General features: G+C 34.8%; 30 protein-coding genes and 2 tRNA genes. 14 read left to right on the top strand and 18 right to left on the bottom strand.

What is annotated here, in order from left to right:
* Window positions 1-32 precede the first annotated feature (32 nt).
* Window positions 33-1,067 (top strand): serine hydrolase, encoded by a 1,035-nt coding sequence (locus tag M2372_RS05700; protein WP_185018688.1) that lies wholly within the window; start codon window positions 33-35, stop codon window positions 1,065-1,067.
* A gap of 262 nt (window positions 1,068-1,329) precedes the next feature.
* On the opposite strand, the gene M2372_RS05695 is transcribed toward M2372_RS05700, so the two are convergent.
* Together M2372_RS05695 and M2372_RS05690 are read right to left on the bottom strand one after the other, a co-directional pair.
* Window positions 1,330-1,821 (bottom strand): GNAT family N-acetyltransferase, encoded by a 492-nt coding sequence (locus M2372_RS05695; protein WP_123318014.1) that lies wholly within the window; start codon window positions 1,819-1,821, stop codon window positions 1,330-1,332.
* A complete protein-coding gene (locus tag M2372_RS05690) occupies window positions 1,799-2,419 on the bottom strand; it encodes a TetR/AcrR family transcriptional regulator (protein WP_123318015.1) in 621 nt (206 codons plus the stop codon). The genes M2372_RS05695 and M2372_RS05690 overlap by 23 nt, the downstream gene beginning before the upstream one ends.
* A gap of 100 nt (window positions 2,420-2,519) precedes the next feature.
* Here M2372_RS05690 and M2372_RS05685 point away from each other — a divergent pair, with 100 nt between their 5' ends.
* Both M2372_RS05685 and M2372_RS05680 read left to right on the top strand, forming a co-directional pair.
* Window positions 2,520-2,654 carry a hypothetical protein gene (locus tag M2372_RS05685; RefSeq protein WP_259080637.1) on the top strand — a complete coding sequence of 45 codons (135 nt, stop codon included), beginning with the start codon at window positions 2,520-2,522 and terminating at the stop codon, window positions 2,652-2,654.
* Window positions 2,654-3,025, top strand: coding sequence for a hypothetical protein (locus M2372_RS05680; RefSeq protein WP_123318016.1), 372 nt, complete (start codon window positions 2,654-2,656; stop codon window positions 3,023-3,025). The genes M2372_RS05685 and M2372_RS05680 overlap by 1 nt, the downstream gene beginning before the upstream one ends.
* Window positions 3,026-3,329: 304 nt before the next feature.
* Here the strand turns inward: M2372_RS05680 and M2372_RS05675 are convergent, their stop codons facing one another.
* Entirely contained in the window at window positions 3,330-5,702 is a 2,373-nt protein-coding gene (locus M2372_RS05675; protein ID WP_123318017.1) for an outer membrane beta-barrel family protein, read from the bottom strand.
* A 128-nt stretch (window positions 5,703-5,830) separates the two neighbouring features.
* Between M2372_RS05675 and M2372_RS05670 the strand changes: the two genes are divergently transcribed.
* Window positions 5,831-6,406: a Crp/Fnr family transcriptional regulator gene (locus tag M2372_RS05670; protein ID WP_123318018.1), complete on the top strand. Its 576-nt coding sequence runs from the start codon at window positions 5,831-5,833 to the stop codon at window positions 6,404-6,406.
* Between the two features lie 59 nt (window positions 6,407-6,465).
* On the top strand, window positions 6,466-7,485 hold the full coding sequence (locus M2372_RS05665; protein ID WP_123318019.1) for an NAD-dependent epimerase/dehydratase family protein: 1,020 nt from the start codon (window positions 6,466-6,468) through the stop codon (window positions 7,483-7,485).
* A 19-nt stretch (window positions 7,486-7,504) separates the two neighbouring features.
* Here M2372_RS05665 and M2372_RS05660 read toward each other — a convergent pair whose 3' ends face one another.
* The 3 genes from M2372_RS05660 to M2372_RS05650 all read right to left on the bottom strand — a co-directional run bounded on the left by M2372_RS05660 (window position 7,505) and on the right by M2372_RS05650 (window position 9,476).
* A complete protein-coding gene (locus tag M2372_RS05660; protein ID WP_123318020.1) occupies window positions 7,505-8,119 on the bottom strand; it encodes a hypothetical protein in 615 nt (204 codons plus the stop codon).
* A gap of 296 nt (window positions 8,120-8,415) precedes the next feature.
* Window positions 8,416-8,796: a VOC family protein gene (locus tag M2372_RS05655; protein WP_123318021.1), complete on the bottom strand. Its 381-nt coding sequence runs from the start codon at window positions 8,794-8,796 to the stop codon at window positions 8,416-8,418.
* 11 nt (window positions 8,797-8,807) lie between these two features.
* The gene (locus M2372_RS05650; RefSeq protein WP_123318022.1) at window positions 8,808-9,476 is read right to left on the bottom strand and encodes a hypothetical protein; all 669 of its coding nucleotides are present in this window, start codon (window positions 9,474-9,476) and stop codon (window positions 8,808-8,810) included.
* A gap of 149 nt (window positions 9,477-9,625) precedes the next feature.
* On the opposite strand from M2372_RS05650, the gene M2372_RS05645 reads away from it, so the two are divergent.
* Together M2372_RS05645 and M2372_RS05640 are read left to right on the top strand one after the other, a co-directional pair.
* Window positions 9,626-10,189, top strand: a complete 564-nt coding sequence (locus M2372_RS05645; RefSeq protein ID WP_123318023.1) for a TetR/AcrR family transcriptional regulator — start codon at window positions 9,626-9,628, stop codon at window positions 10,187-10,189.
* Window positions 10,190-10,228: 39 nt separating this feature from the next.
* Entirely contained in the window at window positions 10,229-11,635 is a 1,407-nt protein-coding gene (locus tag M2372_RS05640) for an MFS transporter (protein ID WP_123318024.1), read from the top strand.
* A gap of 56 nt (window positions 11,636-11,691) precedes the next feature.
* On the opposite strand, the gene M2372_RS05635 is transcribed toward M2372_RS05640, so the two are convergent.
* From M2372_RS05635 to M2372_RS05585, 11 genes are all read right to left on the bottom strand, one after another.
* Complete coding sequence (locus M2372_RS05635; RefSeq protein ID WP_123318025.1) at window positions 11,692-12,792, bottom strand: serine hydrolase; 1,101 nt, start codon at window positions 12,790-12,792, stop codon at window positions 11,692-11,694.
* Between the two features lie 302 nt (window positions 12,793-13,094).
* Window positions 13,095-13,826 carry a class I SAM-dependent methyltransferase gene (locus tag M2372_RS05630; protein WP_123318026.1) on the bottom strand — a complete coding sequence of 244 codons (732 nt, stop codon included), beginning with the start codon at window positions 13,824-13,826 and terminating at the stop codon, window positions 13,095-13,097.
* Between the two features lie 149 nt (window positions 13,827-13,975).
* A complete protein-coding gene (locus M2372_RS05625) occupies window positions 13,976-14,176 on the bottom strand; it encodes a YqaE/Pmp3 family membrane protein (protein ID WP_228438571.1) in 201 nt (66 codons plus the stop codon).
* A 79-nt stretch (window positions 14,177-14,255) separates the two neighbouring features.
* Window positions 14,256-14,951 carry a M949_RS01915 family surface polysaccharide biosynthesis protein gene (locus tag M2372_RS05620; RefSeq protein WP_123318027.1) on the bottom strand — a complete coding sequence of 232 codons (696 nt, stop codon included), beginning with the start codon at window positions 14,949-14,951 and terminating at the stop codon, window positions 14,256-14,258.
* 11 nt (window positions 14,952-14,962) lie between these two features.
* Window positions 14,963-15,035: transfer RNA gene (locus M2372_RS05615), tRNA-Lys, on the bottom strand.
* Window positions 15,036-15,039: 4 nt separating this feature from the next.
* A tRNA-Lys gene (locus tag M2372_RS05610) sits at window positions 15,040-15,114 on the bottom strand.
* Between the two features lie 15 nt (window positions 15,115-15,129).
* On the bottom strand, window positions 15,130-16,440 hold the full coding sequence (locus M2372_RS05605; RefSeq protein ID WP_123318028.1) for a hypothetical protein: 1,311 nt from the start codon (window positions 16,438-16,440) through the stop codon (window positions 15,130-15,132).
* Window positions 16,441-16,462: 22 nt separating this feature from the next.
* Window positions 16,463-16,897, bottom strand: a complete 435-nt coding sequence (locus tag M2372_RS05600; RefSeq protein ID WP_123318029.1) for a hypothetical protein — start codon at window positions 16,895-16,897, stop codon at window positions 16,463-16,465.
* 122 nt (window positions 16,898-17,019) lie between these two features.
* Window positions 17,020-17,433, bottom strand: coding sequence for a hypothetical protein (locus tag M2372_RS05595; protein WP_123318030.1), 414 nt, complete (start codon window positions 17,431-17,433; stop codon window positions 17,020-17,022).
* Window positions 17,434-17,462: 29 nt separating this feature from the next.
* Window positions 17,463-17,846 carry a tetratricopeptide repeat protein gene (locus M2372_RS05590; protein ID WP_115970125.1) on the bottom strand — a complete coding sequence of 128 codons (384 nt, stop codon included), beginning with the start codon at window positions 17,844-17,846 and terminating at the stop codon, window positions 17,463-17,465.
* A gap of 30 nt (window positions 17,847-17,876) precedes the next feature.
* Window positions 17,877-19,895 carry a M3 family metallopeptidase gene (locus M2372_RS05585; RefSeq protein WP_123318031.1) on the bottom strand — a complete coding sequence of 673 codons (2,019 nt, stop codon included), beginning with the start codon at window positions 19,893-19,895 and terminating at the stop codon, window positions 17,877-17,879.
* Window positions 19,896-20,107: 212 nt separating this feature from the next.
* Here M2372_RS05585 and M2372_RS05580 point away from each other — a divergent pair, with 212 nt between their 5' ends.
* The 7 genes from M2372_RS05580 (at window position 20,108) to rimM (ending at window position 23,990) form a co-directional block, all read left to right on the top strand.
* On the top strand, window positions 20,108-20,632 hold the full coding sequence (locus tag M2372_RS05580; protein ID WP_123318032.1) for an SRPBCC family protein: 525 nt from the start codon (window positions 20,108-20,110) through the stop codon (window positions 20,630-20,632).
* A 140-nt stretch (window positions 20,633-20,772) separates the two neighbouring features.
* Window positions 20,773-21,222 (top strand): hypothetical protein, encoded by a 450-nt coding sequence (locus M2372_RS05575; RefSeq protein ID WP_115970129.1) that lies wholly within the window; start codon window positions 20,773-20,775, stop codon window positions 21,220-21,222.
* A 219-nt stretch (window positions 21,223-21,441) separates the two neighbouring features.
* Entirely contained in the window at window positions 21,442-21,954 is a 513-nt protein-coding gene (locus M2372_RS05570; protein ID WP_123318033.1) for a nitroreductase, read from the top strand.
* Window positions 21,955-21,965: 11 nt separating this feature from the next.
* Window positions 21,966-22,235 (top strand): hypothetical protein, encoded by a 270-nt coding sequence (locus M2372_RS05565; RefSeq protein WP_148060698.1) that lies wholly within the window; start codon window positions 21,966-21,968, stop codon window positions 22,233-22,235.
* Window positions 22,196-22,771 carry a WG repeat-containing protein gene (locus M2372_RS05560; RefSeq protein ID WP_148060699.1) on the top strand — a complete coding sequence of 192 codons (576 nt, stop codon included), beginning with the start codon at window positions 22,196-22,198 and terminating at the stop codon, window positions 22,769-22,771. The genes M2372_RS05565 and M2372_RS05560 overlap by 40 nt, the downstream gene beginning before the upstream one ends.
* A 107-nt stretch (window positions 22,772-22,878) precedes the next feature.
* Entirely contained in the window at window positions 22,879-23,433 is a 555-nt protein-coding gene (locus M2372_RS05555; protein WP_115970132.1) for a 30S ribosomal protein S16, read from the top strand.
* Window positions 23,434-23,447: 14 nt separating this feature from the next.
* Window positions 23,448-23,990: a ribosome maturation factor RimM gene (gene rimM, locus M2372_RS05550; protein ID WP_115970133.1), complete on the top strand. Its 543-nt coding sequence runs from the start codon at window positions 23,448-23,450 to the stop codon at window positions 23,988-23,990.
* Between the two features lie 57 nt (window positions 23,991-24,047).
* Here rimM and M2372_RS05545 read toward each other — a convergent pair whose 3' ends face one another.
* Window positions 24,048-25,694, bottom strand: coding sequence for a serine hydrolase (locus tag M2372_RS05545; protein WP_123318036.1), 1,647 nt, complete (start codon window positions 25,692-25,694; stop codon window positions 24,048-24,050).
* Window positions 25,695-25,723 lie beyond the last annotated feature (29 nt).

Here is a 25,723-nt window from a genome sequence, read left to right as displayed (position 1 = left end):
TTGTATCATAAATTATGATCAAAAAAACACAAATGAAAAATAATATAAAAATACAATTAGGGCTCCTATTCTTATTTCTTATTGCTCTGTTTTCTTTTTCTGGTAAAAGCAAGACCGGACAACTGACACAACAGCTGGATGCAGTTTGTGAAAGAAATAATTTTAATGGTAGTGTTGCTGTTTTTGATGGCACTGTTCAAGTGTATAGAAAAAATAAAGGTTTTTCTGATTTCAGTAATAAAACTAAAATTAATAAAAACACCATGTTTGCGATTGGCTCTATAAGCAAGCAGTTTACAGCTGTTCTGATTTTACTTCAGATGGAGCAGAACAGATTGAATTTAGATGATAAAGTTTCAGAATATGTAAAGGAATTTCAAACAAAAGAATATGAAAATATTACAATCCGGCAGCTTTTAAATCATACTTCAGGGCTTAACACTTTGGGAGGGAAACTTATGTTTAAAAGTGGTACAGGATTTTATTATTCTAATGATGGGTATAACACTTTAGGAAAGATTATCGAAAAAACTTCAGGAAAATCATATAATGAAAATCTGCTGAAGGTATTCAAAAAAGCAGGTATGATTAATTCTTCAACCGGAAGCTCATTCAATGGAGGGGATTTTGGATTGGTATATGTAGGCAGCTTGAATCGTTATGAAAAAGTACGGAATATGCCTGAGAGACTGAATAGCTCTAAAGTTGGGATTCCTGCCGGAGGAATTCTCTCAACTGTTGATGATTTATTGAATTGGAACCAGGCTCTTTATGGAGGGAGAATTATAAAGCCTAAGACTCTTGAACTTCTCACTACCCAAAGTTCTGTAAGAGAACATTCTATTTTTGGTAAAACAGGATATGGCCTTGGAATCATGCGGAATATGCAGGCTCCTGTTGCTTATTTCCATAGTGGTTATGTAAAGGGGGCTCCATCTTTGCTTGTTTATTATCCCAAAACAAAAATATCAGTTATCATCTTATCTAATATTGCAGACGAATCAAAACAACAGGAAGTTATTTTCAGGCCACATATTGAAATAAAGGAAATTACTGATGGAGGATAAGTAAGGTATTTATCTTTAAAAGATTTCTCTTACCAGGATCTTGTTATTTAAGTAATGTAAAGAATTGTTGCAGTTGTCCAATATTTAAACCATTAAGATGTAGTGTAAGTGATTATAACAAGATTTGTTTTTTTAGAAAAAACTTAACCATTTACGTATCTTAATGGTCTAAAATAATGGTTCAAAACAATTTTACTTGCCATTTCTTAAGCTAATTCTGTGCCAGAAACTGTTAAAATGAATTTATATGTTTTTTATCATGCTATAAGCTCTTTTCCATCTTATAATTGACGAGATCAACTCCTTTTACACTCACAATTTGTTCCTGAATAATCTTAAAATTCATCCTTTCAAAAAAAGGTTTTGCTGTTTTGCTGACATCGGCAGTCAGGAACTTTTGATTTTGCTGTAAGGCTTCTTTTTCAATCAGTCTGTAAAGCTTCGAAGCAATTCCCTGATGTTGATAATCTTTATGAATAAACAGAAGGTCAATATAATTTCCCTGGTCAAGAGTACAAAAGCCTGCCATTTTATTTTCAGACTCCGCAATTAAAATATATTGCTTACTGATCACCTTTTCCCATCTTTCCTGATTGTCAGCACCGGATTTCCAGGCCTCAAGCTGATCTGTATTGTAATCTTTATTACATACTGTTGTAATGGTGTCTTTAAAAAGCTGAAGCATTTCCGGAAGATCATACTGATTTCCTTCCCTGAGGATGATCTTCGGATTATCGGATGTATTGTTGTTCATAGAGTGTTTGCTGTTCCTTATTGAGTAAAGGGTAGAAGAGGTTCATCAGTAAGAGTGTGTACGACTGAATAGCTGCTTTTTTATTAAGCTTTGAAATCAGTCTGTTGTGGGTAAGCCAGTTATCTGCAATAATGAAGATCTGCTCTGTAAGACTGTTCATGATAAAGCCCGGAATATCTTTTTTAAAAATATTATTCTTTTGAAGATCAGAAAAAATCAATTGAAATTCTTCTCTTCTGCTGAAATTGATCCCTTCATATTTTGCCTCAACCTCCGGTATTTTTTTTAATACATCTACAAGGTTGATAAAGATAAACCGGTAATGATAAAATATTTCGCAGGTAGAAAAAGTCAGTAGGTAAAGATCTTCCAGAGTTTTGTTCTCTTTTTTCTTTATTTTATTCAGTAATTCATCCATTTTAAGGATAAGTTCTGTAAAAAGGATCTTAATAATATCTTCCGAATGTTTGAAATGATAATGCAGATTTCCAGGGCTTATGGAAAGATCAGCCGCAATATGCCTTGTGGTAATATTGTTGTAACCCTTTTCATTAAAGAGTTCCAGTGCTTTGGCCAAAATTTTTTCCTTGGTACTCATCTTTCAAATATAAGAATAATCAGAATGTGAAAAATCATATTTTCAAAATTAGAACACTTGTTCTAATTTAAATATATTTGCAATATCAAATCTTATTACAATGGAAGGAAAACAAAAGTTTGATTATGAGACTGCCGGAAACCGTGAAAAGAAAAATGAAACCGATATTCAGGATATTATGGCAAAAGTCCTGCAGGTGATCATTGGATTTATTATGGCAGTGCTTCACATGTAATGAAAACACAGATTTCATATTGGTTTTTGTTGGGACTGGCAGCTTGGGCAGTCATGATCCTGCTAAGAAAGAACGGTATTTTTATTCCTGTTATCAATAATCATTTCACTGATTTTATTACCGTTCCGATGTACTGCTATCTGATAGAATATATCATGAATTCTCTGTTGGGTTTTCATTGGAAACCGGATTTTAAATTTATTCTCACTTCAATTCTGTACCTGTCTTTTTTATTTGAACTCCTTTGTCCGAAAATATCACCTTTATTTACCGGAGATATTTTGGATGTGCTGGCTTATTTTCTTGGAGGAATGGTGTACTGCTTTTTCAAGATCAGATCATTTTCTGCCTTAAAAAAAGAGGCCGACTAAATTGGACCAATAAATTTGACGCAAAGTTTATTTAAAATACGCCTTATTTTTAAGTGAGCTAAGATGGAATCGATTTACAATCGATTTGGATGAAGCGGATGGATACACTTCCTTTATCTTAAAAGTATGAAGGAAGAAAATAAAAACATTTGCGTTAAGGAAAATCAGAATATATTTCCAAAAAGAATAATGGGAAAATCATTTTTAATCATCATAAAAAGACCGGCAGAACCTTATTGAAAAGGGGCTGCCGGTCGGGGTTATTGTTTTTATCCTGTTTTTGTGCTAAAGTGAGGTCGGGGTTTTAATTGTTACCGCTGTTTGCCCTGTTGGAGTCTTCAAATTTCACCTGTTTTGTAGCTCCTTTTACATTATTGTTCCCGAATTTATAAGTAAGGGAAAGGTGAACATTTCTTGTGATTCCCTTGTATTGATAATCAATATTATAGTCTGGATAATATTCTATTCCTTTTTCACGGTTGGTATTCAAAACATCATTCAAATACAGGTTAACTAGAAGTTTTTTATCCATGAATGCCAATTTTAGCCCTGTATATAATGAGGCATTGGTATAGTAATAGGTATTTCCATCCCTGTTCGGAAGACTTCCCCATAATCCCAGTAAGAAAGTCACTGTTTTATCTTTATTGAGGAAGAAACTATTGTCTATATTTACATTGGCACTGTATCCCGGAGGAACAGGAAGAATGGAAGGATCATAAGATTTTGCTTTGGTATAATATCCATTCAGAAAAATAGTAGATTCCAGCCATTTCAGTTTGTTGTAGTTATAACTGATATTGACTCCGGTCTGATTTTCATTATAGAAATTCTTGGCGATGGTATATCTGTAATTTTCATCAATCATCTGAATTCTGTCCCAGCTGTCTTTGTTGTAACTGTGATATAATGTAATGTTGAGATTGTTATTCAAAACATACCCGAATTCAAAATTATCTGAAAATGATGGCAATAAATAAGGGTTTCCGGTAGTGTATTCAAAGTTGGAAGTGAAATATTTAAACGGATTCAGGTTTCCAAAATAGGGACGTGAAATTCTTCTGGAATAGCTTAATGAAAATGAATTATTCTCATTAGGCTTGTAGCTTAAATATGCCGTTGGGAAGAATTTACCATATTTTATTTGTGTTGAAATATTATCATTCATAGAAACACCTTCCAATGTTGTGTATTCATAGCGAAGACCTGCCTTTGCATCCCATTGATCATTGATTTTAAAGTTGGTGGACACATAAGCTGCATAGTTTTCTTCGTTATAAAGGAATGTATTGGTTCTGCCTGCGTTAAGCTGATTTTGTCCGTTGATAATATCAAAAAAATTAAACTCAGAATCATTTTTGATCTTCGTATACTTAAGTCCGGATTCTGTTTTTATTTTCCCAAATGTTTTTTCCAGATCAGCCTGTCCTGAGTAAATTCTGTATTTACTGATAGGATTAGCCATGGTATAGATCTCTTGTGGAGTATAGGTATTGGAGAAATTTATTGCGTTGGAATTATTAAGCATTAAATTGGCTGTTATATTCAGTTTCCCTCCAGCACTGTCTATTTTTGTCTCATAAAATGCCGTTGCATTATGAACATCTCTGTTATTTCTGTTTCTAAAGTCGGAAGAAATATTGATCAGATCTTTTCCATTGAATCTTACAGATTCACTTTTACCTATTTCCAAAGGGTTGCTGTGTGAATAGTTATAATTGATTCCGATAAGATTTTTATCATTGATCTTATATTCTGCTTTTATATTTCCACTTTTGTATTTGTAATTATTAAGATTGTCACCATCCTTGTTCCAGAAATTGTTATTGCTGATGGCTGACATATTATTGTAAGTATTATACTGCCAGTAATTATCACCAGCAGATAAATTGGTGCTTAGTGAAAGTTTTTCACCCTGATAATTAAAAGTAGCACCCCCTCTTGAAGAAACAGTAGGTTTGCCCCAAAAATAATTTCCCGAAGTCTGAATAGATCCGTTCCAGCCCAGATTGGCATTTTTCTTAAGAATAATATTAATCAATCCACTTTTTCCTTCTGCATCATATTTTGCCGGAGGTGTGGTAATCACTTCTATTTTAAGAATATCATCAGAACGGATTGTCTTCAGATAATTGATAAGTTCCTGCCCGTTCAGGTTCAGTAGCCGGTCATTAATCATCACCGCTACATTACTTTTTCCGGCAATACTTATTGCTTCATCACTGGTTTTTACCATCGGTGTTTTAGCCAGAGCTTCTATAGCATCAATACCCTGGGAAGCTACAGAATTCTCCACATTGAAGACCAGTCGGTCTACTTTTCTCTCGAATAATTTTTTCTTTGCGGTAATGGTTACGCCTTCTACTTTCTGTACCACAGGTTCCTCCTTAATCTGAATATCCCTTTTGGTATTTCCTTTTACCGCAATTTTCTCATTGTTGGTTTTTACCCCGTCTTTTATAATCTCAAGTATATAATTTCCATCCTCTTTTAAAGGAATTCTGAACAATCCTTTATCATCTGTAATAGCAGAAAATTTAGCCTCATTTTTTGTGATAAGCACTTCAGTTTCTGCTACTGGTTTATTTTCTTTATCTGTAACAACCCCTTCTACACTTTGTGCCAATGCGAAAGAAGATGAAACAAGACTTAAAAGAAGAATAATTTTCCGGTTCATATTTAGCTTTTAGTATAAGACAATTATTTTAATGAGAATATTACATCGGTTTGTGAAAAATGTTTTTTATTTAAAAAATATTCGCTATTCTTTTGGTTATTTTTGTACCGGACATAAATTTGACTTTGATGCACGACAAGCTTTTACAATACCTCCGTTCCAATCATGATTTTTCCCAAAAAGAAATTGAAAGAGTTCAGCAGTATTTTGAGCCTGTATCTTTTTCAAAAAATACTGTGATAGAAGAAGTTGGTAAGATCCCCAATTATATTTATTATATTGTTTCAGGATACCTCAGATTGTTTTATGTGGATGAAAACGGAAATGAAGTGACGACGCATATCAACTGCCCACCAGGTTTTTTTACTTCTTATTCTCATTTTATCAGCGGAACAGTCTCGGATCATAATGTGGAATGTATTACCGCATGTGAACTTCTAAGGATTACAAAGGCAAATCTTGATTATTTGGTCAATGAAAGTCAGACGATGAAAGACTTCAGTATTTCCGTATTTCAACACTCCATTGCTTATAATGAAAATCGTTCCAGAGAATTGTCTGCACTCAATGCAGAGCAGCGATATCTTAAACTTCTGAAGGACTATCCTGAAATTATTCAGCATGTGCCTGTTCAATATATCGCTTCATTTTTGGGAATGAAACCGGAGAGTCTGAGCAGAATCAGAAGAAAAATAATTAACTAACAAAAGTCAAGCAGTTCCGGAAGTAAGAGACTGAACTTTGCTGCATTAAAATTAATGTAATGACAAAGAACAATCTAAGCCTCGTTTCAGGAGCTAATGGACATCTGGGAAATAATTTAGTCAGATTTTTATTAAAGCAAGGCATTCCGGTGCGGGCAACAGTGCGGAATATCCATAATACAAAACCTTTTGAAGGACTGAACTGTGAGTTGGTACAAGCCGATATTACTGATAAGGCATCTTTTGTAAAAGCACTTCAGGGAGTAGAAACGTTTTATGCTGTAGGAGCATCCTTTAAGTTATGGGCTAAAGATCCAAAGAAAGAAATCTACGATGTCAATATCCAAGGAACCCAAAATACCATTGAAGCAGCGGCTGAAGCCGGAGTGAAAAGAATTGTTTACGTAAGCTCTATCGCAGCTCTTGATTATACCCAATTGCCAACAAAGGAAAGCAACGGGTACAATCCGGATCGGAGAGATATGTATTATAACTCCAAGAATGATGGTGAAAAGCTTGCTTTTGAGTGGGCTGCAAAATTGGGGATAGAGCTTGTTTCTATCATGCCATCAGCAATGATTGGCAGTGAAGCCTTTTTGCCTTTAAATGTTTCCTATGGTATTCTGAAGCTTATTCTGAACAAAAAAATTCCTGTAGATACAAAAATTACCCTGAATTGGATCGATGTAAAAGATGTTGCAGAAGGATGCTATCTGGCAGCCCAAAAAGGACGGCCAGGCGAGCGTTATATTCTGGCGAATGAAAAATGTATGTCCATTACAGATACAACGATTCTGGCCAATACGTTTTACCCTGATTTAAAATTGAAAGTTCCAAATTCTGTTCCAAGAAGCATTCTTTTTGCCATTGCGGCAATGATGGAGTTCTCTGCAAAGCTGAGCAGAAAAGCTCCGGTACTGACGAGAAAAGATATCTCAATGTTTTCCGGATTGCAGCAGGATTTTGATATTTCAAAAGCCAGAAATGAACTGGGTTTTAATCCCAAAAGTCCTGAAAAAGCTGTACAGGAAGCTCTTGATTATTTAATACAGCACCCTGAACTTTTGAAAGAGACATAAAAATCTCTTTTTTATTGGATTACAACTGAATAATAGACCCTTTATAAAATTTAGTAAGGTCATAAAGGTCATTAAAGTAACGTTGAAGATCTATACTGCTTTTTTCATCAATATTGTTAAGCCCTGAATGACTTTCTGCCAAAGCATATAAAGATTTGTAATCCGGTTTCAGATAATCCGAAAGAATATTTTCTTTGCCCTGTTCCCGGTTGATCATTTCAGTAAGGAATATTCCATAGATCATGAATTGGTTGAAATTCTGAGCGTTGACGATATAATTCAGATTTTCCTGAGAAAGTTTTTCATAATCAGAAAGTAATTGCAGATAGCTTTCAGTATGTACAGGTGACTGAATTTCATAAAAAAGATCAATCCCATGAATGAACAGCTGAGTTCTTATTTCTTCATGATCTGAAGGATAAGCTTTACTGAACCATAAGAATATATTTAAAAGTTCTTCCCGGGTAAGTTCTTCCACAGAATCTTTTACCTTATCCTTGATAATCTCAAGACTTGCTTTTCCATCAGGCTGCAGGAAGCTCAGAAAATTTTCTTCTTCACGGCAAAGTTTATTGTACAAATTGATTTTGGCAATATTTGGATTGGTTTTGATGAAATAAAGTTCTTCTGTCATAACGAATTACCAAATATTTTTAGAGAAATGGTAATTAAAGATACAAAATAAGCAGAAACATACTCTGAAAAATGTTATGCGATGAATGGAATGCGTTTTGAGGATGGAAGCAGGAAGATGGAGGCTGGAAGTTTTAAACCACATAGAAATCTATATGGTTCATATTTAAGATAGAAGCAATAATTATTTGGGGAAATACTTAGAAAATAATTCGTTTAGTATAACTCAATGTTTCAATAGTGGAACGTTTTGCTTTTACATACTTAGTAACTTCCATCTCTCAGTCTCCATCTTCCTTACTTAATGGTTTCATGCAGCGCAATCCTGTTTCCCTCTGAATCTTCAAACTCAGCCACTGCAAAACCATATTTTTCATCTGTTCTTTTGGGATAAAGAATTTTTCCTGCATGTTGAAGAATTTTTTCCAATGTAGCCTCTATATTTTCTGTTTTGAAATAAATGATAACCCCGTCTTTTGTTGGTTTATAAACATCACCTTTAGCCAACGCACCGGTAATACCACTATTCTTTTCTTCAAAAGGGAAAAGAGCCATTTCATACTGATCAATGATTTCCTTTTCAAAGCTGAAATTGAAGACCGCAGAATAGAATCTTTCTGCACGTTCAAGATCATGAACAGGAATTTCAAAATAAACAACAGGGTTGGATGAATTCATGGGAATTGGTTTTATTTTTTAAATGGAGGAAGCTGTTTTATTTCAGACTTAAAAATGAGGGTTGCAATTATTGATCTGAGCAGCGATCTGGCAATGGAAAGCGGGTGTTCTGGGAATTCATGGTCATACTTTTCCAGTTCAGACTTATTCATTAAAGTTCCCTGTCTGAAATCAGGATCATAAGGATCTTCAAACCAGTTTTTCATGCTTTCTTCATCAATCTCTACCTCTCCAGATTGGTGTAATCTGTCAAGAATAAGCGCATCTCTCATCCCGGTAATGCCAATTTCATCAGTCTGAATTTTTATTACATAGCTGCAGTCTTCAAAAGGAATAGTGATGGAGGCAATATAAGCCATTCCGGTTTCCTGCTGAGGAGTCTTAATAATTGTTTTTACGCAAGGGATATTGTGGATATGAATAATATCTGTTTCAATGTTGCCACCATTGGAAGAAGCTGCAATATTTCTGTAAAATCTTTTCAGATAATCAAGATCTTTTGCTGTAGGTAGGTCAGGTTCTCTATCAAAATAGTGAAGGACAATCAGGGCAGACTGTTGGGGATTTACCCATCTGATAGCATCACGGTCCTCAGATACTTTTTCCCATCCCTGATCGGGAATGGTTACAGAATGGAGATTGACCTTAATTTTTTTCTTCTTTCTGAAAAACTTGAACATGACTGATCTTTTAGTTTAAAGATCGTATTATTTTGACAATTAAAAGAATTTCAGGAACAGAATTTTAATGAAATAGATAGAATTTCTCTATAATAAAAAAAATAGAGTGACTTCTCTATTTTTTGTGTAGCTTTGTTAAAATTTTCAGGTTGAAAAAAGAAAAAGTACGTGACAGAATTATCAGAGTGGCTTCAGATCTATTCTATAAACAAGGGTATAATTCTACCGGGATTAATCAGATTATTGCTGAAGCCGATATTGCCATCGGATCATTGTATAATCATTTTGCATCCAAAAATGACCTTCTTCAGGCTTATTTAATCAAAGAAGAACAGAATTGGTTTGAAGGGTTGGAAAAGAGCATAACGTCTATTTCAGATCCGAAAGAAAAAATAGAAGCAATCATTGATTACCGTAAAAAGCTGCAGCAATCTTCAAAATTTTCAGGCTGTCATTTCATCAAAATAGTTTCAGAAACAGGAGATGGGAATGTTGCAGTATCCGGTTTTGCAAAAAATCATAAAGAAAAACAGAAAATAGTAATCAGTGATATTGTGAAGGAATATAATGAATTGTATCAGTTGTCAGACCCCGATTTAATCACTGAGAATATATTTTTACTGATAGAAGGAGCAGTAGTAACCTCCACGATCACCAGAAAGAATGATTCTTTTGATCACATCAAAAAAATCATTCAGGGTTTATTACCCTAATTTTTTTATGAATTTAAAAATAGATATATCTATATAAAAATGAAAAGTAAGTATTTGAAATTGTTTGTTATATTGTTTGGTCAATTGTTGACTATTATGGATATTTTTATAATAAATGTGTCCATACCATCCATTCAGCGCGATATCAATGCTTCCAATGGAGAAATGCAGTTGATGATCGCAGCCTACCTTATTGGTTTTGCCTCTTTTCTCATTACAGGCGGCCGGTTAGGAGATATATACGGAAGAAAAAAGATTTTCATTATAGGATTAATCTTTTTCATGATAAGTTCCATAACCTGCGGAATTTCACAAGGTGTGATCCAGCTGATGATTTCAAGACTTGTTCAGGGAGTAAGTGCTGCATTGATGGCTCCGCAGGTCCTTTCCATGATCCAGATTTTATTTCCAGCTCATGAAGAACGTACAAAGGCAATGGGCTGGTATGGAATTACCATCGGCATCGGGACAATTCTCGGCCAGTTTCTGGGCGGCTATTTTTCATCATTAATGGCTTTTGATGAACCATGGCGGCTTATTTTTCTGATTAATATTCCTATATGTATTATCGCTATTTTCTTCAGTGTAAGATATTTGGACGAGTCCAGAACCAGTATAAAAGAATCCTTTGATTATTGGGGAGTGTTTCTATTGTCGATAGGGCTTTTCAGTATGACATACACACTTACCGTTTCTGAAAAGGAAATTTTTAGTGTTCAGAATGTATTGCTCATGACTACTGCTGTGGGAATTTTAATCTACTTTATCAAAAATCAGAAAGATAAGCTGAAAAACAAGAAACCTTATCTGATTGATTTTGAACTGTTCCATTACAAAAATTTCAAGCTGGGTATTATAGCTGTTTCTTTCTTTTTTATTATGCTGGATTCTTATTTCTATATCTTGTCCTTATTCTTTCAGGATGGATTAATGATTAGTCCGATGAGAGCAGGAGAAGTTATCGTTTTTCAGGGGCTGGGGTTTATCCTGGCTGCAGCTTTTTCAGTGAAACTGATCCTTAAATATGGGAAAAAAGCCCTGATGGCAGGACTTGGTTTTATCATTCTGATTTTGATTTTTCAGATTGTTTTTTTCAAAGGTTCTACTGGATTTTACCAGCTATACCTGTTATTATTTCTGCATGGAGTAGGAGTGGGCTCTGTAATTCCCTCTCTGGCAAATATCGCTCTTTCTGGAATGCCTGAAAAACTGACAGGAAACGCGTCCGGAGTTTACAATACCTTCCAGCAGATTGCAGCCATCATAGGAATTGTGGCAGTAGGAAGCGTTTTCTATTATTTTTTAGGAGAAAAACCTTTAATAGAAAACTATCATAAAGCTTTTACAATAGCCATTTTGATTAATATCCTTTGCCTAATTATTGTATTGGTTAGTATTTTTAAAGTTCCTGATGATGTTTTACCCAAAAGCAAAAATAACTATTGAACTGTTCATCCAACAAAATGGTGAATCACTTTTTCTTAAGGTGGTTTGATTTAAGTTTAATGTTTCTTTGCTGAGTCCTTTATTTCAGCTAATGTTATTTTGGCAATATCCCGGGTAATCTCGGTTGGAGAATGGCAGTCACAATTGCTGAGTCCTATTATATACATATCTCCTTCAGGAATATAAACACCCATGCTTTTGAACCCAAATACACTTCCACCGTGCTCACGGTCCGGAGTTCCGTTGATTTCCTTCAAATGCCATCCATATCCGTATGTAAATTCTTCTCCATTGTTAAGCTTATATTTTTGAAAAGCTTTTTGAGTTTCCTGAGAATTTAATAGGATATTTTGGTTTAAAGCCTGCTGCCATTTCAGTAGATCATCAGCCGTAGACATGAGCGAACCTGAAGAAAAAGGAACACTAAAACTGATAATGGTTTTATTTACAAACCCATGTTCTTTTTTATGATAGCCATAGGCTCTTTGAGGAATTATTTTCCGGTCCGACGCATAATAGGAATGAGTCATCCCTATTTTGTCGAAGATATTTTTCCTGATGAAATTTTCATAGGTATCACCTGAAACGAGTTCTATGATATAGCCAAGAACAACATATCCTGAATTATTATAATCAAATTTTTCGCCGGGTGCAAAATCAACAGGTTCATTTTTGAAAAAATCAACCATGGCTTTAGGTTCCATTTCTTTTTGGGCAATGGAAGATAAAGATTTCATTTTTGTAAAATCTTTGATTCCTGAAGTATGGGTAAGAAGATGGTGAACCGTAATTTTATCACCGTTCGGATAGTCTTTGATATATTTTGATATGGGATCATTTACTTTAAGTTTCCCCTGTTGCTCAAGTATTAAAATGGATACTGAAGTAAACTGTTTGGTCATAGAACCGATTTGGAAAACATTTTCAGGAGTCATATTGACATCAAGTTCCAGATTGGCTTTTCCGAAGGATTTGCGGTAAAGAGTCTTCCCTTTCTGAGTGACCGTAAATACACCGCCAGGTTCATTTTGATTTCCAAATCCGGTAAGAATGAGACTGTCTATTTTCTTTTCGTATTTTTTTGTAGGCAATTGTGCACTTATAGTACCACAGATCAGCAGAGAGATCAAAAAGGTTATTGTTTTTTGAGTAATCATATTATGTAATTTGTTATACAAAGATATAAAATATTTTAATTACTATGTTATACAATATACTTAATGGTCTTTAAAATAATCTGAGCTCGGGGTAAGAAGATTAAGATGGAAAAGGCTGGAAGCTGGAAGAGAGAGGCAGGAAGTTAACAGATGGACTGAATATTTCTTCGGATTACCGTAAAACCTGACAGATTTGTTCCAAAAAATAAATAAAATCCTGTTATAGTTGTTTTCTTAGGCATCAATAACTTCCTTTATTCAGGTTAAATGATGTTTTTATTTTATAACCAGATAACGATATTTTATTTCTCTACAGAGATCAGTAACATCATAGGTCTGCGGAGCTCATCTTTCATTTCCGGAATTTCTTTCAGCATTTCCGGACTTGGTCCCGGTTCAATAATTTCTCTTATTTTGAAACCGTGTTTCAATAAAGTACTCAGATAAGAAGTTAAAGTTCTGTGATATTTGGTAACGTTTTCCCCTAAGAATGTAGTATTTCTTTTTCCTTCCATAAAATATCTGTCAACCGGCCAGCAGGTTTTTTCTCCGTCTTTATCGTAAACCCAGTCCTGTCCTCCTTCAGCAGTAAAAACAGGATGTTCCACGGAGAATACAAAATGTCCACCTAAAGTCAGCCATTGATAAATATTTTGAGCGATGATGTCAAAAGATTCTATATAATGCAGTGTTAATGAGCTTAGGATAATATCAAACTGTTCTGAAGGATAATCAATATCTTCCAGGGCTTTTCTTTCATATAGAATTCCTTCCAGATTATTGATTTCCTGTGCTCTGGCCAGCATTTTTTCAGAAAGATCAATACCAATTACAGATTTTGCTCCATTTTCTATGGCATACCGGCAATGCCATCCGAATCCACAGCCAAGATCAAGTATGTTTTTTCCTTTAAAATCAGGGAGCATATTTTTCAGGGCATGCCATTCTCCGGCTCCTTCCAGTCCCAATTGGGAACGGAGCATTTTTTCATACTGGTCAAAAAAAGACGGGTTGTCGTATTTATTTTCTTTCATGACAGGAACATTTAAAGTTTTAAAACCGGAATTAATGAACAATAGATTTACGAATATTAGCTGGAATAGTTTTAAAGCGCTGATTCAAAATTTGTCAAAGAAAAATCCTTTACAAAATAAAGGATTGAATGTTATAGATGTAAATGATTTTATCTTCTGCCCTCACGAACTGCTCGGATTAAATCTTCATTTCGTTGATTAGCTCTTTCATTATTTAAAGACATCACTGCCCAAATAGCTGCAGGAAGCCATCCAATTAAGGTAATCTGTAAAATAAAACAGATAATTCCGGTAATAACTTTTCCTCTAACAATAAAAGATAGAAAGGGAAGCACGATAGCTAAGAACATAATTAAAATTTTAAGGTTATTATATAGTTTTATTTGTCAAATGTATTGAATTTGAGTTTAATGGAGAAAATAGAGTCCGTTAATCTTCCATATGCTCATTCCATAATTTTTCAGCGTAATCCCTGAAAACTTTTGGTCCCTGTTGAAAAGCTTTATCAAAAGTATAAGATCCCCCTTCATATACAGGTTTCCCATGATCTTCCATTCCTGTTCGAATTTTTGTTTCTCCGCGCATGGCAAACTTTTGTTTTCCTTCATACATGATGACCTTTAAATCTGAAGGACTTACATCTCCTTTACAGGCAATTTCATACATCATCCAGATTTCAGCAATACCGTTTTTATCAAGATCTGTTACACTTAAAGAATTTTTCTTAAATGCAGCATCAATATCTACCATACAGTCTTTGATAAAATCATTAACCTTCCAGATTTGTTGGTTATTTTCCAAAGAATAACACTGGGCGAATACTTCAGCATCACCACCATCATTTTCATGTTGAAAATTTTCATTGATGTAAACTCCTGTTTCAGAAGTAAAAACAATATATTCTCCGGTTGTATCCTTCCAACGGAACCCTTCTTTGAAATTTCCTTTATATTGTAATGATTGAGGTACCTGAGCAGAATCAATTTTTGTAGTGATCAAAGAATCTGTTTTTTCAACCTGATTAGCTTCCGGTGATTGAGCTTCTGATAGAGTGTCTTTCTTTTCTTCTTTACAGTTTAAAAAGAATAGAAACGGGAGGCAATAGAGTAGATGCGTTTTTTTCATAGATTATTTTGATCTGATAACAGGGCTCGAACCTGTGTCCTCCCGGGTGAAGAGCCGGGTGTTCTGCCACTGAACTATATCAGAAATCAGGATAGGTGCAGGGCTCGAACCTGCGTCAACCCGGTTAAAGAGCCAGGTGTTCTGCCACTGAACTAACCTATCCTTTTTATTTTTGTTTTCAGAGTTTTCCTGAAAAATACTTGTTCTGTCTTAAGACTTTAGCCAGGAAAGGATTGGAAACGGTTACTCCATGTACCAGTTCCGGGGTGGGCTTAAATTCGCTTACCCCATGAATTCTAGGAGCCATCCAACCTGATTTTTCGGGATCAATACCTGCTTCCTGACAGGCCTTGATGATCATTTCCTTGTTACAGAAAGCTCTTTCCTGAAAAACTTCCCAAGGCAAAGGTACTACATTCCAAACTTCTGTATTGGGATCTATTTTTCCTCCGCTGGATAAATGCCATGCAATAACATCTGCAGCCATCAGACGCATCACCTTCCCAAAACAGATATCTTCAAGAATAGATTCTAATCCCAGTGCATAGATGAGGTTCATCCAGTTATCTCTGGCTTTATTCCAGGCTCCTGCAGTATTGTTCCAGGTAGTGGAATCATTGCCTTTCTTTACTGCCATTGTTTTCCTGTAGATATCGTTTTCATTCCAGAGTTCTTCAAGAAAATCTGAAATTTCTTCAAGGATCTTTGTCCATTTGCCTAAGAGTTTACCTTTTTGTTCATCATTTAGATGTTCTAAAACTTTAGCATCAGAATAAATATAGGAAATCGCTTCCCAATGGGTATTGTCTGACGTTTCCAAACATCTGTTGAACAGCATTTCACATATTTCATCAAATGGTCTTTCCTGACTTTGATTGGTAAAAGTACTTCTTAGGTTACTTCTGGCATTGAAGTAAGCGATAAAGCAGGCCGTATTCAGATCTTTACTGAAATGATCAAAACTGATGGTGTGGGAAAGTCCGTGCTTGGCTATTTTCTGAAGTTCAATTTTCTTTGATTCATGAATGAATTTCTGAAGTCTTATTTCAATTCGCTTTAAAAGCCTCCACTTCTTATTGTAATTCCGTTTAGAAATGTCTAACCCTGCCAGTTTTCTCAGATCTTTATTAAGCCGGTCACTTTTGAAATTATTTTGTCCAAAATCTTTGTGGATCAATGGGGAAACCTCATTTAGAAAAGTTTCAATCCCGCTTACACTGTGATAACCTGTGTTTTCTTTTTCATTAATTTTAAAGATCTCAATGGCCTTTTTGATCTGTTTTTCTGCACCAATGGCTGTACCAAAAGTTTCAAGCATTGAAGTATATCCATAGATGCTGTTTTTCAGAGAGCGGTTGGCTGCTTTACTCAAAGTAGCAAGTTCATGAATCTTCAGATGATTTCTCATTAGCTCAACGATCATTTCCGCTACATCTTCGGGACGGCGGCGCTGATCTAATGACTGATAAAGTTGCTTGATTGTTGCCATGAAGACAAAGTTATAAGATATTTTATTTAATTATAATGTATTTATAATTTTTAAATAAATATCTATGGCTTGCTTTTTCAAGGTTGGTTCCTTTCTGTTCATAGATTCCCTGCTGAATTATTGAGTCATTTTCATTTGAAATAAAAACAGGTAAATCATTTTTTTCTATTAAAGTTCCCGTTACTTTTACGGTCTTAGATTTCTGTTCACTAACATAATATCCGTCTGGCCAGCTATCCATACCATCCATCCAGATACTTTCTCCATTTTTTGTTGTTAATAGGGCGCCAAGTTTCATGTTGATTGTTTGTCCGGTAACGGTTATACTCTCGCCAATAAGTTCTTTCAAATCTCTATTTTGTATATTTTCTTTTCCGATTTGTTGTGGATTCGAACAAGCATAAGTGCCAAATATACTGAGGATTAAAAATCTTTTTATTATCAATAATCTTCTCATAATTTTATGTCAATTAATTTGTGTTTACATATGCTAACCAATTTATACATTTTCATGAAAATATAAAAGTCTAATAAAAAAGAACAGTAATTACTGTTCTTTTTTTCTTCTTTTTTTCTGATTTATTGAATAAGTTCTTTCAATGTTTTTTCCGTTTTCATCAGCTCACCCTGAGGGATCTGATGATTAAGATAAGTAAACAGCAAATGGGTTACCCAGCTGTTTTCAATCTCGTGAATATAGCAAGAAGAAATTAATCCAAAGTCATCCGAAATATAGGCTGGCAGTTCAGATGAACCGGTAGTTTTGAAAACAGAGATAAACATTTCCTTTCGGATATGGGTAATGGCATCTTCGGTTTCTTCATCAGTTACTTTTTCTTCATCAGCATGATAAGCCTTCATCCATGCATCTGAAAATTCCGGAATATCCCTGTTGTCAAGGATTTCATCAATGTTTTCAGCATCAATATTTTGGAGAGCAGCTTTTAATGATTCATTAAAAGCTGCTTCCAGTTTATGTATTTTATCTGTCATTATTTAAAAAAGATATTATCCAAAAGCTCTTAATGAGATTGTGGGTCAAAATAGGCTTTAAAAGTAAGAGGGTTCTCCACTTTATCTTCAGCTTCTTCCAGATATTCTAAATATTCTGACTGATGTTTTTCCATATAAACCATAACAATAGCAAGGTTTACAAAAAGATTTTTATCCTCAGAGCCTAAGTTTAAAGCCATTTTTAAATAATCCAAAGCCTTCTCATTTTCTCCCATATCAGAATAAATTGCACCAATGTTGATGAGCGCAGAAGTGTTCTCAGGTTCAATAAGCAGAATTTCATCTAATTCTTTGACTAAAAGATCGTTTAAAGTATCCCAATGATCTTCATTTTCCCATCTTTTTGCCTGGAGTTTTTTAACGTTTTCGAGTCTTTGTGGTATGCTATTCATTTGTTTTTGAGATATATCTGAATGTTTTTTCTATCCAAAAGCTCTTTTCAACAAACTCTCCACTTTTGGCTCGCTTCCTCTGAATGCTTTATACAGTTCCATAGGATCTTTTGTTCCTCCGGAAGAAAGAAGTACTTTGTATTTTGCTGCAATCTCCGGATTGAAGATTCCATTTTCTTTAAAATACTGGAACGCATCAGCATCCAATACTTCAGCCCATTTGTAAGAGTAATATCCTGCGGAATATCCACCCTGGAAAATATGGGAAAAACTTGGACTCATCGCGGTTTCGGGATTGGTAGGATAAAGTGCTGTAGCTTTTGTATATTGATCTTCAAACTCTTTTACACTTTCATTCTCAAGCTCTGCAACTTTTGTATGATAGTTCATATCCAGTAAACCAAAACCTAATTGTCTTAAGGTTTGGTAGCCTTCCATAAAGTTTTTAGACTGTTCAATTTTTTCAATTTTTTCGTCAGGAAGAACTTCTCCGGTTTTATAATGCTTTGCAAAGGTTTTCAGGAACTCAGGCTCATAACAGAAGTTTTCTAAAAACTGAGACGGAAGTTCCACAAAGTCCCATTTTACTGAAGTTCCTGATAGAGTTGGATATTGAGTATCTGCCATTACTCCGTGAAGGGCGTGACCAAATTCGTGGAATAAAGTCGTTACTTCCTGGAAGGTTAATAAGCTAGGAGTATCTTTCGTTGGTTTGCTGAAATTACAAACAACAGAGATATGTGGACGAGAGTTTTCTCCGTTCTGCTTGTACTGATTTTTATAGCTGGTCATCCATGCTCCGGCTCTTTTCCCTTTTCTTGGGAAATAATCTACATATAATAAAGATTTATACGTTCCGTTTTCCTTTACTTCATATACTTTTACATCTTCATGGTATTTCGGAATATCATTTCTTTCTTCGAAAGTTAACCCGAACAGTTTTCCAGCTAGCCCGAAAACAGCATCCTGAACTTGGTTTAACGGGAAATAAGGCTTCAGTTCTTCATCATTAAGATCATATTTTGCTTTACGAAGCTTTTCAGCATAAAAAGCGTGATCGTAGCTTTGCATATCTTCAATTCCATCATTCTTTGCCAGAGATTTTAATTCTTCAATTTCTTTATTAGCATAGGGTTTAGCCTTCGTTAAAAGTTCACTTAAAAAGTCAATAACTTTTACCGGAGATTTTGCCATTCTTTCTTCCAATACAAAATCTGCATAATCTTTATAGCCTAAAAGCTCAGCTTTCTGTTGTTTTAGCTGAAGAAGTTCTTTGATAAGGTTTTGGTTGTCATATTCTCCGCCATCAAAAGATTTTTTACCATTAGCCAATGCCAGTTCTTTTCTAAGTTCGCGGTTTTCTGCGTAGGTCATGAACGGGATATAGCTTGGATATTGTAGGGTAACCACCCATCCTTCAAGATTTCTTTCTTTAGCTTCCTCTGCAAATTGCTCAACAATCGCTTCAGGAATTCCTGCTAATTGTTCTTTATCTGTAATATGTTTGAAATAAGCATTCGTAGAAGCGAGTACATTTTGTCCGAATTGCAGGGATTTTATAGATAGATCCATGCTGATCTTCTTTAATTTTTCTTTGTCTTCCTCATTCAAAAGAGCACCGCTTCTTACAAAACCTTTATAAGTTTCATTCAGAAGCATTTCCTGCTCTTCATTAAGGGGATATTTTTCCTTTTCATCATAAACCTTTCTGATTTTGATGAAAAGGGCTTCATTTTGAGATATTTTGGAAGAATATTCCGTTAAAATCGGAGAAACTTCCTGAGCGATCTGTTGGATCTCATCACTGGTTTCAGCAGAATTTAAATTGAAAAAGATATTAGAAACCACATCCAGTTGCTCACCGGAATAAGCCAGTGCCTCAATGACATTTTCAAAAGTAGGTACTTCAGGATTATCAACAATGGCATTGATCTCTTCTTCAGATTTTTGAATTAATTCCTTAAAAGCAGGAAGATAATCTTCATTTTTAATGTCACCAAACGGTGCTGAGTGATATGGTGTGTTAAATTTTTCTGTTAAAATATTCATTTTTCGATTTTTAGTTAAACGTAAATGTAAGGATTCATCGGAGAATCCCGGTTGAAAGGCTCAAAAATAATGCCTGAAAGCCAAGGTATGACAAAAATGCCTTATCTTTAAATAATCTTGTCCTATGCAAAGAGGGGATGGTGTCAGAATATTTAATTTTGAAAACAGATGAGAGATTCATTTTGAAATAAATAACCTTAAATATATAGACTATGAAAACACTCTTAAAATTGATCGGAATTATCATTCTGTTGTTTATTGTATATGCTGTCGTTGCCATGTTGGCTTTCAGTAAAGATTATCACTATGAAAAATCTATTGTCATTAATTCTCCCAAAGAAAAAGTATGGCAGTATGCAGGATCTTTAAAAGGATATAATATGTGGGATCCTTTCTCGAAAGAAATAAAAAATGTAAAGATCACTTATTCCGGAGAGGGTAATAAAATGGGAGATTCTTACCACTGGAAAGGAGATGACAGTGAAGGAGAACAATCTATTATAGAAACAGTACCCAATGAAAAATTGGCGACTCAGCTTCATTTCATAAAACCTTTTGAAGGAAATGCTAAAAGTAATATTGTATTGGCTCCTGAAGGGAATGGGACAAAAGTAACCTGGATGATAGATAATGAACTGAATGCGATGATGAAAATCATGAAACCTATGATGGATGGCAATATGGATAAAATGTTCGGACAGGGCCTGGATGACCTGAAGAAATTATCAGAAAAATAAATAAGAAGCCTTGTAAATATTTACAAGGCTTTTTTTATAGTTAATTTGAAATTTTGCTGCTGATGGATTTGCTTTTTGTAAAGACTAAAAATGTATGATTATTTAAAAAAATATTATCTTTATATAAAGAAACGATTTCTATGGAGAAGATTGTATTTGAAAAAAGCGATATCAGAGATTTTGTCAAAAACACGATAACAGAAAAAATTGAAAAGCTTAAAAAATTCATCGAATTTACTCTGGAGGCCAGCCGTGACATCAAAAAAACACCGAAGTATGACAGTATGCGGGAAGAAATGCAGGAGGAGATCTACCAGATGCAGCGACAGCTTGGTGCTTTAAATGATCTCAGACTAAACATGGGAAAGGTTTTAAACAGTGCAACGGAACGTGTTCAGTTGGGCTCTTTAGTAATCACGAATAAAGCCCGTTTTTACATTTCAGTTTCATTAGGCGAGTTTTTCTTTGAAGGCGACAGGTTTTATGCCATTTCTCCTGAAAGTCCCATGGCCAAAAAAATAATGGGAATGAAAGCCGGAGATGAGTTTACATTAAACAAAATTCACCAGAAGATAGTGGAAGTGTTGTAGGCTTTTATGGTCCATAGTGAATTTTGCTTCGCAAGTGAATAGTAAATCATGGCTGTGCATAAAAATTGACAGGCGCTGTGAATTGACTATTCAGCATTGACTTTTACAATTTCCCAGCCAATAATAAAACTCTCTCTCAAAACCTCATACCCCGAGTCCCGAATCAAAAACTCATTCTATTCTCCCGGAAATTAACTTACATGTTGTATTTTTGCTTCTATGAACAAAGCAGAAGTTTTAAAAGAAATCATAGAGCAAAGAAGAAGTATTTTTCCGAAAGATTATACTGATGCAGAAATTTCCCAGGAGGTTATTGATGAAATTTTACATTCAGCAACTTTGGCTCCCAATCATAAGCGTACTAAGCCTTGGCGTTTCAAAATATTCAAAGGAGAGGAAAAGACAAAACTGGCTTCAGAGATGCAGGCTATCTATAAAACCACTCAACCTGAGCAGCTATTCCTTGAGAAAAAATATAATGATATAGGGTTTAAAATCAATAAAGCCAATGTAGTTGTTTCCATTGTAGTGAACTTTAGCGGAATGGTTCCCGAATGGGAAGAAATTGCTGCTACCTCTATGGCGGTACAAAATATGTATCTGAGTTGTACGGCTAATAACATTGGCTGTTACTGGAGTTCTCCTAAAATTGTTGACCATTTGAAAGAATCTTTGACAATAGAAGAAAACCAGAAATGTCTGGGACTTTTCTATATGGGAAGATTAGATTAACTGAATTTTTTATGGTTAAAAAATTATTTCTTGTCTTGTTTGGAGCAATGATATGTAAACCTGTTTCTGCCCAGATTCCTATATCTGTGCCTAATTTCAATACCTACCAATTTTCAGAAGGAAGCAAGCTAGGAATCAGGAATAGGGAAGGGGTATTGTTGAAAGCTGAATATGACCGGTTTGGGAACAAGGTAAAGACCGTTACAGCCTTACAATATCTGGAAAGACTAACGTTTTTTATTTGGATAAAGTTATTTTGCCAACTGCAGTGGATGAAGTGAACTTTATATCAGATGATACCTTCGTATCGGTTGACAAGGGAGAAAAATCCATTTACGTTCTTGATACTAATAACCAATACAAACTTGCCTTAAAGACAAAAAACAATCTTGTTGTGAACAATGGTTTTACGCTTGTTTTAAGTGACAGCTCAGGAAAGAAGACTTTTTATTTTAAGAATGGAGCATCTTTAACAGATAAATATTCTTATCCCAATATTTATAATAATGTGATAATGGCATCCATAGACCGTAAATGGGGATTGATAAAGGATGGAAGAGAAATAACACCGTTTATGTATGATTCCATAGACACTATCGGGCGCTTTTATAAACAGAGAAGTGGTCAAGGATATCTGTTGCGTTATAAAACAGCAAAATATTTTATTGTAGGACTCAATCAAAAGTTTGGAATCATAAATGTTGAAGGTAAGACTGTACTTCCTATTCAGTATGATGAGATTGTTCTGGATGAGGAAACCAATATCTATACACTTCGTTTGAACAACAGGGAAGAGACCTTTGACGGAAACAAATAAGAAAAGGTAGAAAATCTTACATTTTTAGATTGTTAGATTAGAATTTTTGTCTATCTTTGCACTCTTAAATATTTAACTGGGACGAGTTCCCGTAAAATTCAAACATTATGTCAGTAAAAATCAGATTACAAAGACACGGTAAAAAAGGAAAACCTTTTTTCCACATCGTGGTTGCAGATTCTAGAGCTAGAAGAGATGGTAGATTCATCGAAAAACTAGGAACTTATAACCCAATTACTAACCCAGCAACTATCGAGTTGAACGTTGATTCTGCTGTACAGTGGTTAAACAACGGTGCTCAGCCTACTGATACTGCTAGAGCTATTTTATCTTACAAAGGTGCTCTTTACAAAAAACACTTACAAGGTGGTGTTGCTAAAGGAGCTTTTGATCAAGCTGAAGCTGAAAAAAGATTTAATACTTGGTTAGAAACTAAAGAATCTAAAGTGCAAGGTAAAGTTGACGGTTTAGCAACTGCTAAATCTGATGCTAAAAAAGCTGCTTTAGAAGCTGAAGTAAAAGTAAATGAAGCTAGAATCGCTGCTGCTGCACAAGCTGATGCTGATGCTAAAGCTGCTTTAGAAGCTGCAAATGCACCTGCTGAAGAAGTTGCTACAGAAGGAGAAGCTGCTGCTGAAACTGAAGAAAACACTGAAGCTTAAGAACATTTCCGGTTATGCGTAAAGAAGATTGCTATTTGTTGGGGAAAATAACACGCAGACATGGACTTGCGGGCAACGTTATTCTTAAATTGGATACCGATCAGCCTGAGCTTTACAATAAATTGGAATCAATATTCGTTGAAATCAACGGATTATTGGTTCCATTTTTTATTGAAAAATCATCATGGAGCAAATTAGATGCTCTGAATCTTGCATTCAAAAACTCTTCTGAAGCAATGGTAGACCAGGTTTTAGGCAAAAGTGTTTACCTTCCTCTGGCTTCATTACCTAAACTTTCAGGAAAGCAATTCTATTACCACGAAATCATCGGATTTGAAATTTTTGATGAAAATGATAACAACTGTGGGGTGATCAGATCTGTAAATGATCAGACGGCTCAGGTGTATTTCGTTACCAATCTGGATGGAAAAGAAGTGGTAATTCCTATGATCAAAGACTGGATTCTTGAAGTTGACAGAGACGAAAGAACAATCAAAATGGAACTTCCTGAAGGTCTTATTGATGTTTTTCTGGTTCCTTCTAAGAAAGATGAATAATATTTTGTTGTTGCAAACAATTATTCCCTCTCATTTTCCTACCATTATTATCTGAAATTATTCATTACCCATTGCTGGTAAAAGGTATTCTTCTACGATCTTATCAACTTGTGAATGAGCGTAAGGCTTATTGTATGCTGTGGCTGTAATGACCATTACGACTGGGATGTCTACAAATATAATAATCTTGTTTCCGCCATTTCCACTGCATTGATAAGCTTCCAGATTTTTGTTTCCCATTTTATAAATTTTCCTCCAAAACAAATATCCATAGCCTTCAAAATCTTTGTCGTTTGTAAAGTAGTTCGTAAAAGATTTCTTTATCCAATTCGTATTTAAGATTGTTTTCCCGTTCCAGATCCCCTTATTTTTATATAACTGCCCGAATGTTGCAAAATCTAAGGCTTTCATCCGTAAGCCGCCTGCTAAAGAAGGCTTTTGCTGAGGAGTAAACTGCCATTTGTAGTTTTTGATTCCAAGAGGCTGAAATAATTTTTGATCAGCATACTCTTTCAGTCCTTTGGGAAGCGACTTATCTAAAATATCACCTGTTACTACAACTCCAGCGGTAAAATAATTCCAGTTTTTCCCGATTTTATTTTCAGTCATAGGTAAGTTCAGGGTAAATTTTACCCAATTATCGGTAGGGTACATATTTTCTTCGTTTCCTGGAGATTCAGAGTCCTGATCATTCCCCTCAAAACCGGAGCTCATCGTTAGCAGGCTTTTGATGGTAACACTGTCTTTTCGGGGTGAGTAATTTTCAAATGATTTTAAATCATAAAACTCTTTCAGATTTTGATATTCGTTTTTAATAAAACCTTCTTGGATGGCGATTCCCATCAATGCAGAAGCAAATGTTTTTCCAACTGAACGTGTATCCTGCAAAGAGTCTCTTCCGGATCCGTTAAAATATTCTTCCAGAAGAAGCTTTCCGTTTTTAATAACAATGATGCTGGTGATATTTTTGAATCTTTCTTCTGCAATTTTTTTATTCAGATTTCTGATCGTTTCAGTATTCAATTTTTCCTTGGAGATTTTCCATTCGTGGTTAGGTTGAATAAGTTGAACAGCTGTCTGTTGCTCTGAAATATTTTTTTGAGGAACATTAAGATTGATTTGCCCTTCTGCAATAACAGGTCCTGTAATTATATTTCCTGTATTCAGATAAGGACGAATTTCAATTTTTAAAGCGTGATTTCCGTCTGTCAGTGCATCAATTCCATCGTGTCCCCTATAAAAGCGCATCCATAAATATCTGCCCCACGAATCTTCATTCTTGCTGCTGAGTAGAGGAATTCTTAATGTGGTCTTCACTTTTTTATTTTCTGAAGTTCCTGCTCCTGTATTGAGATCTTCTTTATAGATCAGTTTTCCATCAACATAGAATGAAAATTGAAAATTTCCTTTTTTAAGAAGTTCTTCTACGGTCCAATTGGGTTCAAGCTGATGAAGATAGTTGATCAGTGAATTGTCAAAAAAAGCATGAATCCCAAGGTCACCATTTTCCTGAAATGTTGAAGAAGAAATAATATCAGAATCTTTGAGGTTTTCAAGCGCAACAGCTTTGTTCAGGAATACAATTTTTCCGGAATATTTTTTCTGAATTGAATTCTCAATTTTTTCAGGATTGATTATATTTTTATTTTGTCCCTGGTAAAGATAGAAGGTGAAAATAAAGATCAATAATAGAGCTGGTCTCATAGCAAGAAGTATTTGAACAAAAATAATAA

Origin of the sequence: Chryseobacterium sp. BIGb0232, from assembly GCF_024810195.1 — a bacterium.
Classification (GTDB): Bacteria; Bacteroidota; Bacteroidia; order Flavobacteriales; family Weeksellaceae; genus Chryseobacterium; species Chryseobacterium pennae.
The sequence above is the reverse complement of the archived record's forward strand: the minus strand, read 5'-3'. Positions and strand labels throughout refer to the sequence as shown.